This is a genomic window from Serratia bockelmannii (assembly GCF_008011855.1).
In the GTDB taxonomy this organism is placed as follows: Bacteria; Pseudomonadota; Gammaproteobacteria; order Enterobacterales; family Enterobacteriaceae; genus Serratia; species Serratia bockelmannii.
Map to the genome: position 1 here is coordinate 1,068,075 of NZ_VOUX01000033.1, position 12,687 is coordinate 1,080,761.

General features: G+C 51.1%; 12 protein-coding genes. 10 read left to right on the forward strand and 2 right to left on the reverse strand.

Translation table 11 applies throughout. The features are described 5' to 3' along the window. Positions 1 to 4: 4 nt before the first annotated feature. The 10 genes from FOT55_RS21595 (at position 5) to FOT55_RS21635 (ending at position 9,228) form a co-directional block, all read left to right on the forward strand. Positions 5 to 1,036, forward strand: a complete 1,032-nt coding sequence (locus FOT55_RS21595) for a TrbL/VirB6 family protein (RefSeq protein WP_040206880.1) — start codon at positions 5 to 7, stop codon at positions 1,034 to 1,036. A gap of 89 nt (positions 1,037 to 1,125) precedes the next feature. Beyond that, positions 1,126 to 1,266 (forward strand): hypothetical protein, encoded by a 141-nt coding sequence (locus FOT55_RS25500; RefSeq protein WP_040206882.1) that lies wholly within the window; start codon positions 1,126 to 1,128, stop codon positions 1,264 to 1,266. Next, entirely contained in the window at positions 1,259 to 1,942 is a 684-nt protein-coding gene (locus FOT55_RS21600) for a VirB8 family type IV secretion system protein (RefSeq protein ID WP_040206884.1), read from the forward strand. Before FOT55_RS25500 ends, FOT55_RS21600 begins: the two co-directional genes overlap by 8 nt. After that, positions 1,939 to 2,829 (forward strand): P-type conjugative transfer protein VirB9, encoded by an 891-nt coding sequence (virB9, locus tag FOT55_RS21605; RefSeq protein WP_170928019.1) that lies wholly within the window; start codon positions 1,939 to 1,941, stop codon positions 2,827 to 2,829. The genes FOT55_RS21600 and virB9 overlap by 4 nt, the downstream gene beginning before the upstream one ends. Then, positions 2,826 to 4,133 (forward strand): VirB10/TraB/TrbI family type IV secretion system protein, encoded by a 1,308-nt coding sequence (virB10, locus tag FOT55_RS21610; protein ID WP_048762575.1) that lies wholly within the window; start codon positions 2,826 to 2,828, stop codon positions 4,131 to 4,133. The genes virB9 and virB10 overlap by 4 nt, the downstream gene beginning before the upstream one ends. Continuing rightward, positions 4,123 to 5,142 carry a P-type DNA transfer ATPase VirB11 gene (virB11, locus tag FOT55_RS21615; RefSeq protein ID WP_048762574.1) on the forward strand — a complete coding sequence of 340 codons (1,020 nt, stop codon included), beginning with the start codon at positions 4,123 to 4,125 and terminating at the stop codon, positions 5,140 to 5,142. The genes virB10 and virB11 overlap by 11 nt, the downstream gene beginning before the upstream one ends. 60 nt (positions 5,143 to 5,202) lie before the next feature. After that, positions 5,203 to 5,505, forward strand: coding sequence for a TrbM/KikA/MpfK family conjugal transfer protein (locus FOT55_RS21620; protein ID WP_072032071.1), 303 nt, complete (start codon positions 5,203 to 5,205; stop codon positions 5,503 to 5,505). 699 nt (positions 5,506 to 6,204) lie between these two features. Next, positions 6,205 to 8,076: a type IV secretory system conjugative DNA transfer family protein gene (locus FOT55_RS21625; protein ID WP_096971483.1), complete on the forward strand. Its 1,872-nt coding sequence runs from the start codon at positions 6,205 to 6,207 to the stop codon at positions 8,074 to 8,076. 10 nt (positions 8,077 to 8,086) lie between these two features. Further along, the gene (gene mobC / locus FOT55_RS21630) at positions 8,087 to 8,833 is read left to right on the forward strand and encodes a MobC family replication-relaxation protein (RefSeq protein ID WP_122999195.1); all 747 of its coding nucleotides are present in this window, start codon (positions 8,087 to 8,089) and stop codon (positions 8,831 to 8,833) included. A 107-nt stretch (positions 8,834 to 8,940) separates the two neighbouring features. Beyond that, positions 8,941 to 9,228, forward strand: coding sequence for a hypothetical protein (locus FOT55_RS21635; RefSeq protein WP_096971473.1), 288 nt, complete (start codon positions 8,941 to 8,943; stop codon positions 9,226 to 9,228). 162 nt (positions 9,229 to 9,390) lie between these two features. Here FOT55_RS21635 and FOT55_RS21640 read toward each other — a convergent pair whose 3' ends face one another. Beyond that, positions 9,391 to 10,338, reverse strand: coding sequence for an ArdC family protein (locus FOT55_RS21640; protein ID WP_096971474.1), 948 nt, complete (start codon positions 10,336 to 10,338; stop codon positions 9,391 to 9,393). 1,416 nt (positions 10,339 to 11,754) lie between these two features. Beyond that, the gene (locus FOT55_RS21650) at positions 11,755 to 12,687 is read right to left on the reverse strand and encodes a toll/interleukin-1 receptor domain-containing protein (RefSeq protein WP_096971475.1); all 933 of its coding nucleotides are present in this window, start codon (positions 12,685 to 12,687) and stop codon (positions 11,755 to 11,757) included.

A 12,687-nucleotide genomic window follows, 5' to 3' on the forward strand; every position in this document is an offset into this window, starting at 1 on the left:
CACCATGTCCGGTGGTATTTTTGTGGGTATGGACAAAAACATCATGGATGGACTGAATGCCGTACTGGAAGGTCAGTCTTCCACTTACGGTACGATGATCAGCGTTATCATCGTCAGCTCTTTTACCTTATTTATACTGTATCGCGGTTATCAGACGCTGGCTGGCAAACTCCGGGCCCCGGTTGAAGATGTCGTCTGGGATGTGGGGCGAATGTTGCTGATCACCACCTTTGCGTTAAACCGGGATGGCTGGCTGGATATGGCGGTAGCGGCTATCCAGGGACTCAAAGACGGTGTCAGCGGCAATGATAACGTCTGGGCGCTGCTTGATACCGTCTGGGAAAAGGCACAGACACTGGGGCAGACACTGTTCAGTATGGACACCTCGACTTACGTCAAACTGAATGGTGGCTTTGCCGAAGTGCTGGTATGGGGCGGCGCGATCGTTCTGTTACTGGCTGCCACCTTTGTCAACCTGCTCGCTGAAATTATCATCCTGTTAATGACGACCACCGCGCCGCTCTTTATTTTCTGCCTGCTGTACGGTTTTCTTAAGCCGATGTTTGATAACTGGCTGAAAACGATTTTCGCGGCAATATTAACGATCATGTTTTCCGCCTTATCCATCCGTATCGCCATCAATTACCTGAATAAAATCCTTGATGCAGCGACCCGGACATCCAATGTCAGCAACATGGTGACGCTGGCGGCACAGTGCCTGCTGGCCGGGATTGCAGCGGGTGTGGTGGTCTGGTTCTCGGCGAAGCTCGCCAGCGCCCTCAGCGGAGCCGCTGTACAGGCGGTGTTACAGGGGGCGGCCATGAGTGGTCTGACCGGACTGGCGAACAAATCCGCTGACCTGGCCGGGCCGGGGATAAAGGGCGGTGCCCGCCTGGCTGCGAAAGGCGGCATGGCCGTCGCCGCGGCGACCGGCAGACTCACTGGCGCAGGCGCGGGTAAAACCGTGAGCGCCTGGCAGAAACGCGCCGCCGCCATCGAAAGCATGAAACGCCTGAACCGGCAGCGTCACCGTTAATCCTCCCGACCCTTAATTTCCTTTCCCCGTCACGCCGTGGCCTGCGCCACCGGTGCGGCATTTCTGCATCCCTGTAATAAGGAACTTCCATGAAATTCAGCATCTTCCTTCTGATGCTGTGCGCGCTCACGGGCTGCGTACAGTATCAGGGCGACCTTCCGCCGGTATCCGGCGAACCCGAGCCGGTAAATTCCCCCGCCATCATTCAGGAGCTCACTCACCATGTCTGATATTCAGAACATTGTTAATGTTTCCCGCTCTTTTGAATCCATCCTGCTGGAAAAGGAAGAGCGTTCCCGAAGAACCGCCTGGCGGGTGGCCGCTGCCGGACTGATTCTGGCCGCAATGGCGATTGCGACCATTATTATTCTGCTGCCGCTGAAAACCACCGACACTGAATTATGGTCAGTGGATAAACAAACCGGGCGCTATGAATATATGACGCGCGTAAAGGAGCGGGATATTTCGTCTGAAAAGGCACTGGCGCATTCACTGGCAGCACACTATGTCAGGCTCCGCGAAGGATATAATTATTTCTCCCTCCAGCGTGATTATGACGACGTGCAGTTATTTAACAGCGACAGCGTGAACCGGGACTATCTGGACGGGTTTAACGGCGACCAGGCACCGGACGTGATTTTTAACAAGGCGGAATATATTGTTGATATCGACATTATTTCCAATGTGCATGCGCCTGCCACCGGGCCGGATAATCTGGCAACCCTGCGTATCAAGCGCACTATCCGCCGTATTGCTGATAATTCCGTGAAAACGGATGTCTGGAATATCCGCCTCACATACCGCTACGTCCCGCACCGGCAACTGACCGACAGCCAGCGCGAAGTGAACCCGCTGGGCTTTATCGTCACCAGCTACCAGCGCGACAAAGAGCTGAGGGGGGAATGATGCTGAAACACATTCTGCTCCTCACGGGTTTACTGGCGTCATGCGTGGCATGGAGCTCGGCGACACCGCGCGGCAGCGCGTATGACAGCCGGATGCAGAACGTCACGTACAACAGCCAGAACGTCACGGTCGTCAGTACCCGACCCGGCTACGTCACCATGCTGGTATTTGATGACGATGAAACAGTCATCGATGCGCAGGCGGGTTTTCCCAGAGGCTGGACCGTGACGAAAAGCGATAACCGGGTGGGTGTCAGCCCGAATCCCATCGCCCAGCCAGTCACGGATGCCAGCGGCAACAACATCAGCCAGGTCTTTCTGCCGACGGCAAAAGACTGGAAAACCAACCTGTTCGTGGTGACATCGAAACGCGACTACAGCCTGGAGCTGAACGTACTGGATAAAGACTCTCCCGCCCAGGCATTCATTATCCGCTACCACTATCCTGACGAACTGCGGAAAAAGTCAGCCGCCGCCAGTGCCACCCGCCAGCAACAACAGCAGGAAGCGCTGGACCGACAGCGGATAGCGTCGGCATTCCGGCATCCGGCCACGCCGCGCAACTGGCGCTACACCAGGCGTGTAGCCGCCGGTTCAGCCTCCATTGCCCCGGACTTTGCCTGGGATGACGGTCGTTTTGCTTATATCGGTTTTTCTCCCGCGAAAACCCTGCCTTCCGTTTTCCGGGTGGTTAACGGTCAGGAGCAGGCGGTCACGCCCGGAACGGTTAAACGGGGCAACTACACCGTGATGGTGGTTCCGGCATCTCCGCAGCTGGTTCTGCGCTACGGGAGCTCAGTGGTGGGGATCGAAAACGACGGATTCGGGCGTATCCCGCTGACCAACAGTGACACCGTTTCGCCGTCCGTTACGCTGGAGGCAAAATGACCGACAAATCTTTCCCGGACGAACCGGAAAAAACCACCGCCGAACGGGAAGCGGAAGCCCGTGAACGCGCCCGCGCGGCAATGGCATATCAGGAGCCGGAGCAGAAAACGCCGCCCGGTAAGCCGGAAGTGACCCGTTTCCGTAAAGCTTCCGGTCACCGCACGCTGATCGTCAGCCTGCTGAGTCTGGTCCTGGTCATCGCGCTGGCATCCGGTGGCGATCGTCTTCTCAGCGCCCTGAAAAGGGGTGATGAGAAAGAATCTGACACCGCGTCGCCGCCCTCCTCCGGGGCGGTGCAGCAGGAGCGTAAAAATCTGGGCATGGACAGTAATCCGTTTGGCCTCTTCGGGCCAGGGAGGCAGGAAAGCGTAGCCCCTGCCAGTCAGAGCCCCCCTGCCACTCCAGCCCTGCCGCCCGGGCCACCCGCCCTGAACAAGGCGGCAGCGCTGGCAGACGGGCTGAACAGCGGCAGTACAGGGTCAGGCGACGATATACGCACGTCCCGAAGCGGATCGCGCAGCAATGCGGGAACGTCGGGCAGCCCGTCAGCCTCCACGGCGTACACATCCTGTCAGTCGGTACTGGTCAGTGGCGAAGATGGACGCCTGCGCTGCCCGGATACAACAGCACCGGCAGGCAGCAATAACAACGACAATCCGGGCGTCGCACGCGTCACCGGTGTCAGGCGGCTGGGCCTTGATCCCGATCTCTATATCCCGGTGGATCGCTATATTCCGTGTTCGATGATGCGGCGCTTCGTGTCCGATGTTGGCGGTCATATCTCCTGCCTGATCGGTGAGAATGTCTGGAGCTCCAGTAACCATGTAATGCTGATCCCGGCGGGAACAGTTGCCCGTGGTATCTACCGCACCGGGGCACTGCAACACGGGCGCAGCCGGATGTTTGTACTGTGGACGGAGTTGCGCACGCCGGAGCCCGGCAGCCTGCAAATCCCGCTCACCGATACGCAGGCCACCGGCCCGCTTGGCGAGGCGGGGATCACGGGCTGGATCGACAGCCATTTCTGGGAGCGTTTCGGCAACGCCCTGATGCTGAGTACCGTACAGGACGTGGCAGCAGCGGCATCAGATGCCGCGCCGGGTAAAGACCGCAATACCGACTATACCGAAAATACCCGCGCCGCCACGGCGGAAATGGCGAAAACGACGCTGGAAAACAGCATCAGTATCCCGCCCACGATGTACCTGAACCAGGGCGATGTGATCGGCATCATGACCGGCACGGATATTGATTTTTCCTCTGTTTATCAACTACGGCTGAAAAAGAAATGGTATGAACGCTGAAAACCTGTCACTGGACTTTATGAAAAACCGGCTCTTTGGTGATTTTCTTGCGCAGGATGGCCTGACAGAAATTGCCGTTAACCGACCGGGCGAACTGCATACGAAAATCCGGGGGAATTGGCATAAACAGGCATCCCCGATCACGCTGCGTCAGTGTCATGCCTTTGCCAGGGCGCTGGCATCCTGGCAAGACGACAATATTGACGATACATCACCCATCCTTTCTGCAACATTAAGATCCGGCGAACGTATTCAGGCGATTATTCCCCCGGCCTGTGAGCGTAATACGGTATCCATTACGCTGCGCAAGCCTTCGTTTGAGCAGAAAACACATCAGTCATGGATTGATGCAGGATTTTATCAGCGTGTGGCTGGTCAGGAGAGAACGGAAAGCCAGGATGATGCACTGGTTCAGTTATATCACAGCGGGAATATCCCCCGTTTTATGGAAAAGGCCGTGGAATATGGCAAAACGATTTTTATTGTGGGTGAAACCGGCTCCGGTAAAACCACCTATATGAAAACGCTGCTGCATTATATTCCACTGCATCTTCGGCTGACCACAATCGAAGATAATCCCGAAATCCATTTTTATCACCACGCCAATTATGTGCATCTTTTTTACCCGGCGGATGGCGGGGATAATGCCATTGTCACCCCCGGCAGGCTGATCCGTGCTAATTATCGGATGAACCCTGACCGGATATTACTGGCGGAAATTCGTGGGCGGGAGGCATGGGACGCGCTTAAAATTATTGGTTCCGGGCATGAGGGATTAATCACCTCCCTGCATGCAGGCAGCCCGGAAGAATGTATTGAAGGGATCATTGACCGCTGCTATGAAAACCCCGACTGCCGGAATATTCCTTTTGATGTGCTGTTACGCAAGGTACTTAAAAGCATTGATGTCATCGTCAGTATTGACATACACGGCGATGTGCGCCGGATGAGTGATATTTACTTTAAGCCAGTTCATTTAAAAAGCATGAAAGAGGCATTCAGACAATAACTCTGGCAAATAACATTACCCTAAATACGCAACCTTTCATTAATCATACCGGTGACTGAAATGAAGAAAGTCATACTCTCCTTATTATTTCTCGGCGTTATGGCGTCATGTTCAACATCCGCAACGACCGCTGAAGCCTGCGAAGTGGTTTTATGCATGTACGGTAAAACAACGGGAAACAGCGGCAGCAGTGAATGTCATTCCGCTGAACGGGCATTCTTTAATATCGTGAAAGAGAATAAACACGGTTTTCTTCCTGACCATACGGCCGATGCCAGAAAATCGTTTTTACTTGAATGTGTTTCGGCAGACCCGGCGGCTATCAGTCAGGTCATCAGTAAATATGGCCGCGTTCGTGGTTAATACTGGCGAGACGGGCGGAGAGCGTGACGGTTTTCAGGTTTTTATGGCTTCTGTTTTTCGCGGATTAAGGAGCGAAGAAACAGGGGCCGTAAAAATGAGGCAGCGGACAGAAATATTTTCGCGGGTTAAGGAGCGAAAATAATTCAGGCACCGCGCCTCACCTGCAAACAGCCGCGCCCACGCGGATTTTGCAGGCCGGGGGAGCCGGATAAATTTCGCCGCCCCAGCGAGCGAAAAGCTGTCGCCCACGACAGCGGTTTATTTGGGGGGCATCGCCCCGCACACCGTCGCAGATAAGTCTCCGGCCAAAAGCCGGTAGCGTGGCGCGACCACCCTCTTTAAAGGTCAGCTTCCCTTTTATTCCCGCTACGAGGAACGAGTAAAGGGAAGAAAAAGGCGAAAGCGACCGTCTTAAAGGGGGTGGTCGCGCGTAGCGGGCGACGGTGTGCCGCCGTTGACGTTTGGGGGTTTTGGCGCAGCGTCCAGCGGCGTCATTACCCCCATGCGACATATCATAAGGGCGTCCAGCCCGCATGAACTGGCGCACGCCGTGTCGTGCAGGCAAGCATGCTTCCCTGCACATGGCCGCAACGCGGCCACCTTCTTCGTCCCTGACGTTCGCCCCGCCTTTTCGCCCAACACCGTGGGGCGAATTGATGGGGCGATGTCATGGGGCGAACTGCTGACGAAGGAGGCATCGTGATTTTGAATAAGCTGGCCGTTTCACTGTCGCCGATAGTGAATGGCGCGCTGAGCTTCATTGCTTGTATGCAACAGCACCAGCTGATGCTGGCGCTGTTATCGGGGCTGACGATGCCGTTTTTCGCGTCGATGAAAAGCGATGAACTGCAAAAAGCCCCGTTGTGGCAAAAGCTGATTATCGCTTTTTCCCTGCTGTGTTTTCTTTCCGGTACCATGGCCCCGGTTGTTATATGGATTTTCCAGTGGCTTTATAAAGGCCGTGTAGTCGCCAGCATTCCCGTTCTGGCATTGCCGGTGCTGATTGCCTTTACCGTAACGGGTTTTATTTTGCATATTCTGCTGCGCAGGGTATTAACCCCTGAATTAGACAAAATAAAGAAACGCCTCGTCAGAAAGACAACGCTTGAACGGGAATTGCGCACCGATGTCCGCACGATAAAATTATTGCTGCCGGAAACAGTACATTATGATCCTCTAGAGTATATCGATTTAAGCAAGGGCATATTTATTGGTATAGACCGGGATAAACAACCAATGTATCTCCCGCTAATAGACTGGCAAAAACAACACGCAGATATTATTGGTACAACCGGGGCAGGTAAAGGTGTCGCAACAGGCATATTACTTTACCAAAGCATTCTTGCCGGAGAAGGCGTATTTATCATGGACCCCAAAGATGATGAATGGGCTCCCCATCTTTATCGCAAGGCCTGTGAAGATGCGGGTAAACCTTTTGCATTAATTGATCTTCGTAAACAAGAGTATCAATTAAATCTGATCGAAAATATTACTCCAGACGAACTTGAAGAACTTTTTGTTGCAGGTTTCGGCTTGGCCGAAAAAGGTCATCAGTCTGACTTTTACCGAATTAACGACAGGAAGGCGGCACGTATCGCTGCACAATTTGTAGGCAGCAATTCATCATGGACGATTCGTGACATCTTTAATGGTGAATATGTTCAGGGCATCGCTGAGAGTATCAAAGCCTTTTTCGGCAAGATTGAAGAGCTGGCGTTACTCAATTCAATAAACGCGCCCACGGGATTTTCCCTTAAACAGATATTTGATGAAGGTGGTTGTTGTTACATCATCGGCTCGATGCGAAACAGCAAAATTATTACTGCCCAGCGAATGCTGCTGGTAAGACTTTATCAGTTAGCAGAAAGCCGCGACCGAATTAATACTGTTCCGCGCCCTATCGCCATTTTCCTCGACGAACTTAAATACCATCTTTCAAAACCCGCTCTGGAAGGATTAGGCGCGGCAAGGGATAAAGGCGTGCATATTATTATGGCGCATCAGTCCATCGCCGATTTAAAAGACTGTCCGGCAGATTTGAAAGGCGACGCCGTTGTCGGCGCAGTCGTTGAGAACGCTAAATTCAAACTGGTTTATCGTGTCATGGATCCTGACACCGCTGAATGGGTGGCCCGGATGTCAGGCACCATATTAGTCGATGATGAGGTCCGCAAAGCGAAAACCGATGCCGTGCTGACAGAGACTATCGATGATGAACGCACCATCAGGCAGGCGGAGCGTTTCTTTACCGACAGCAATATGATCCTGAACTTACCCGATTTTGTTAGCTTCATCTTCACGACAAAAGCACTCCCGTCTGCTTCTCTGATTTCGCCCATCAGGGTGAAAAAACGCGAACTGAAGATCTGTGCCGTGTCGTCCGCGATTGCCGCCACCGCCGCAATGGTAAACATCACCCTGGATTTTAGCGAGGAAGAAACTTCCCCCGGACCCGCATCAACACCGGATATCACAGCAACTCGATCCGATCTTTTTTTTGATACGGACGAGAAAGACACGACAACACCGAATACCAACAAAGAAGAAACCCCGTCATTGCTGGATTTTTAAAGGAGGAATGATGCTGATCACCACATATAGCGAACGCCAGACACGGCATCGCGAAAAAATACAACGACTGCTGAATTTCCTGAAAGAAGAAACGTACAGTGATTTTAAAACGCTGATGCTGCTATTCGGCTTCAGGGATCATAAATCGCTGTATTCCCTACTTTCAAAAGTCGAGAGAATGGACTTAATAAAAAAGCATGTGTTGGTATCGCGGACGATGAAAATTTCATTGTGGGGCATAACCAGTGACGGACTGGCTGTTGTGTTAACACCCGACGATGTGCTTTTCCCGGTGCGATTTGAGCCGTCAAAAATCACCGGCTGGACGCTGGAGCACCACCTTGATAATCAGGCAGCCCGGATCATCCTTGAGCAAAAAGGCGCTTACGGGTGGATAAACGGCGATCGCACGACCTTCCTTAGCCGTTACCAGGTTAGTCACCGGCCGGACGGAATAATCACCCTGCCCGGCGGCACCATAGTCGCCATTGAGACCGAGCGTCGTCTGAAAACTAAAGCCCGATACCAGTCAATCATCGCCAGCCATTTACTGGCCCGGACCCGTAAAGACTGGATTTACGTTTTTTATATCGTGCCGGACCCGCAGAAAAAGCGTGGCCTTGAACGGCTGTTTGACAGCATCAGGCACGTTATCGTTAACCATCAACACATCCCGCTGGAAACCCGCCACCGGAATGTCTTCCGCATCTACACGCTCGACGAGCTGCAACGGCTCGATTTAGACCACGGCATATAGTTCTTCTCTATCACTTACAGTCCCAACCCACCCAACCAGCAGCGCAACGACCTGAAATAATACCCCTCGAAATACTCACCCAACATCAGAACAGACAGGACACCAGAATGAACAGAGAAACTGACCGACTTTCGGACGTACTAACCGAAATGAGCGCAAAAGCGCTGGTGACATGGATGACGCATTCCGCATTGCAGGACATACCGCGCGAAGCATTACTGGTTCGCGGCCACGATTTTGTGTACGCCCTGCACGCAAATTTTGTGCTGCTACGTGATGTTTTGTCAGAAACGCTGGAAGATATTGAGCAGCAGAGCCATGAACTCGAAGAAAGACTGGATAATCTGGAACAGCGGCTACTTGCGCTTCAGGCAGTTGCTGGTAACCGAGAATAGCGGCCCATTCAGTCCTGTCCGTGTGACTTGCTTTATTCCACTGTAGAGACATGACTGTTCGGTGCTCGCCTGGCTGCGCTCCGCCTCACTCATGTCTCTACAGCGTTACTGTTTTAAGCGGTCCTACACGCAAAGCCGCATTCCGTTGCGACTCCTTACTGCTCAGATTTTATCCATCAAATAACGATGCGCTTTCGATGCCGCGCTGGCGGCCTTGAAAATAAAGCGTTTGTCGTTCTTCAGTGCTTTCAGCCATGAAGCGATATAGCTTTCATGCTGAACCTCTCCGACAATCCCCAGATCCGCCATCAGGAACGCGCTTCCCAACTCGGCGATCAACTCCTCAAACGCATAATCCTCACTGCCAAACTTCCCTTTCATTTCACGATTCAGCCGACTTTTGGCTCCACTCCAGTGAACCAGCTCATGCAGACCCGTAGCGTAGAAATTGGCAGCATCGCTAAAAAGACGACGTTCCGGTAAATGGATTTCGTCGGTTGATGGTGCGAAAAAGGCGTTCTGCCCCTTCTCAATGATGGTTGCACCACTGTTACGGAAAAGCGCTTCCGCCTGCGGTAACGGCTCAAAGGTCTCTGCCGGGAAAACGACTTCATCACTCAGAGGCAAACCGTCAATTTGCTCAACATTAAACACGGTGAAAGTCTTAAGCATCGGAATATAATCAGTTTCTCCGTCGTCATTTTCCTTTTCCAGCATGGTATAGAAAATGGCTGTTGTGCCGTGTTCTCCATTACGTACCTGCCCGCCTTCCGCTTTTGCCTGTTTGTAGGTCATCCAGCGCGAATCATTGAATCCCTGTTCTGACGCACTGCACCACAACAACATGATATTCATTCCACTGTAACCCATACCAGTTGCGTAATTGGACGGTAAACCAGACATACCGGGGGTACGCTGCCACGGGCAGGACCACGGTTTTACACCGGCTTCAAGCGCTGTGATGATGCTCTCGGTAACTGTCTGATAAATATCCGTCCTGGTTTTAGAAAATTTCGTTTTTGAGGAGCCTGACTGCTCCAGCGGGGATACGCTGGTCGCCGTTGCTGTGTTAGGGGCGCTAGTCTGGGTGGTATGCAAGGAAATGGTCATGTTTTTTCTCCGTCAGTGGTGTGATTTTCGTCTTCGTATCGCCTGACGGTTCGCTTTCCCGGCATCGTTCCTGCACGCAAGGGCGCAGAATGCGTGCCATTTACCCTTGCGGGACGGGTTGTGTTGGGAAACGATTAGCCGGAAGCTGATACGGGGAACGGAAAACACGCGGGAGAAAAAACTGACCTGCATAGGCGGGCGTAGCGCCCCTTGGCTCGCAGCGGTGAAATGGTTGAGGGTTGGATTTAGCTGCATCAATTCAGACGTGAGTTAGTAGTATTCTGGGGTAGAACACACTCAAATCTGACATTCAGCTTTGAGCGAAGAGCGAACATCTACTTGATAGGGTTGCTTTAAGCCTTAAAAGTGAATTACACGATTTGCTGGGACACTTATAGATACGCCTGCTTGGTAATTAAAATATCCAGTATACTTGGCACTTCAGGCGAATGAGCTGAAGCAACGGACAACACAAAACTGAGGTAACCAGGATTAAAAATCAATATAACATAGCCATTTGCTAAACAATTTTCTCGTACAAAGCGCTAATTACGAATTCAAAAAAGCAGACGGACCAAGAGACCAAAGGAATCAATGTGGCGTTTAAAAAGCGAAGTGAAACAAAGTCGCTCAAAAAAACGATATCAAAGGGACTTACCGCAATCCTAGTTGCAGTAGGTGGTGCGTGCCTTGAGGCCGCACGGATCTCATCAAGAATAATTTTGAACCAAGTCTGGTGGCTACAAAGTACTTCTTTGAAGATCAGTTTTCCTCCGTTCCGGAAAGCGCCCAGTTTGGACTAAACCTGACCTTTTACATACCTTCAGCTAAAGCTGGAGAAACATTTGCAGAAGCTGTGTCTGCGACGATTCCTGGGTCACTTTGTCTTAAGCCAAAAGGCCATAGCATCGTGCGTGCATTTGATGATTCCGCCGCCTCACATCAAACCAACGTAATGATGCACATCACGTGTCGAACTTCTGGACGCATCTCGATATCCCTTGCGTCTGAAAGTAATCATAACGTTAAAGTTTATGAGGGACGATTTAGCGACGGTGAAAAAGTCGCATTCCCTGGCATTCCAGGCAGCTATTACGCAGGTATCTTAACTATGTACCGACTCGATGCACGAGAACCCAAAGGACCGTGGTTTTCCGTAAACACATGTCAACAATCCAATACTTGTAAGGATCTTGACGTTCATTAGAGGAATAAGATTTACCGACCAATGCCACATCCTTCCGCTTAAAAAGTCCATTGAGTTAAATGCGATTCTCTTTCTTGAGTGCCAATAGCAGAATGCTGATTTGAGACAGGTGTTGAACCAACTCTACAGGCAGATCACTCAGTGGCTATGACCGAAAAGAGGATCTGACACAAGCGTTGAAGTTGAAAACAACACCATGCATTTTTCTGCTAAAATTTTAATGATGTAAAGTCTGGGCTACCGTTCGTTTGAATTACGTAGTCAAACGTCACCTCGTCATACTCAACACCACGAGTATCGTCTTGGATAGACAGAATTTTGATGGCAGCATAAAAACCATTATTGTTCTGCAATATTGCTATTTGATTTATTTTTGGTCGTCTAACTCTTGATGAACCATCATAAATACGTGCGTCATCTATTTCTATAAATTCATTTTTATCTTTAACAATAGCGATGGTATTTATACTACTTGGATCATTTAATAATTGTATATCATGATCGCTCGACTTTGAAAAATCCAATTCAAATGCCAACTCTTTTTGCCCAATATAATAACGGCCATTATTATTGGAATAATCAAATGTTACTCGCCCCTTTGTTGCTGGCGATACGTATTTCTCACTCGCAGGAAAGAATTTTTGCTCGGTATATTGCTTCGCTGTTTTGAATGGATTAGGTCCTACAGGTGGTATTGGCAATACAGGTTCATCCAGTAATTCTCTCAAAAGTTGTTCATAGTGATTTTCATACAGCTTATCATCCTCAAAACTAACGTAAAACTTACCCACCAAAAAAGTTGGCACTTTTTTGGATTGAGAATTATTTCTGACAACAGGAATAACCCAATTTTTGTTCAAGTCGGCTAATAGCTCGCCCGTAATAATTTGCTTTTCATAGCCCACGCCCCCCTTGCCGCCATTCGCTTTTGCGACGTATGCTTCCGAACAAATACATACTACCCGACTGGATGACGATAAACCACGCTCCATGAAGGCAGCCAAATCTTGCCCCAGCTTTAGATTCCAGCGGTCCAGCAAAACCTCAACGCCATTGGATCTCAGCCTTGTTGCAAGTTGCAGTACCCAGTCTTTATGTAATTCGTTATCGTGTGAGTAAGATATAAATACCGTCGGTGTCAT

Coding starts and splice junctions, on each gene's coding strand:
- FOT55_RS21595 (WP_040206880.1), top strand. CDS start 5: ATGTCCGGTGGTATTTTTGTGGGTATGGACAAAAACATCATGGATGGA.
- FOT55_RS25500 (WP_040206882.1), top strand. CDS start 1,126: ATGAAATTCAGCATCTTCCTTCTGATGCTGTGCGCGCTCACGGGCTGC.
- FOT55_RS21600 (WP_040206884.1), top strand. CDS start 1,259: ATGTCTGATATTCAGAACATTGTTAATGTTTCCCGCTCTTTTGAATCC.
- virB9 (WP_170928019.1), top strand. CDS start 1,939: ATGATGCTGAAACACATTCTGCTCCTCACGGGTTTACTGGCGTCATGC.
- virB10 (WP_048762575.1), top strand. CDS start 2,826: ATGACCGACAAATCTTTCCCGGACGAACCGGAAAAAACCACCGCCGAA.
- virB11 (WP_048762574.1), top strand. CDS start 4,123: ATGAACGCTGAAAACCTGTCACTGGACTTTATGAAAAACCGGCTCTTT.
- FOT55_RS21620 (WP_072032071.1), top strand. CDS start 5,203: ATGAAGAAAGTCATACTCTCCTTATTATTTCTCGGCGTTATGGCGTCA.
- mobC (WP_122999195.1), top strand. CDS start 8,087: ATGCTGATCACCACATATAGCGAACGCCAGACACGGCATCGCGAAAAA.
- FOT55_RS21635 (WP_096971473.1), top strand. CDS start 8,941: ATGAACAGAGAAACTGACCGACTTTCGGACGTACTAACCGAAATGAGC.
- FOT55_RS21640 (WP_096971474.1), bottom strand. CDS start 10,338: ATGACCATTTCCTTGCATACCACCCAGACTAGCGCCCCTAACACAGCA.
- FOT55_RS21650 (WP_096971475.1), bottom strand. CDS start 12,687: ATGACACCGACGGTATTTATATCTTACTCACACGATAACGAATTACAT.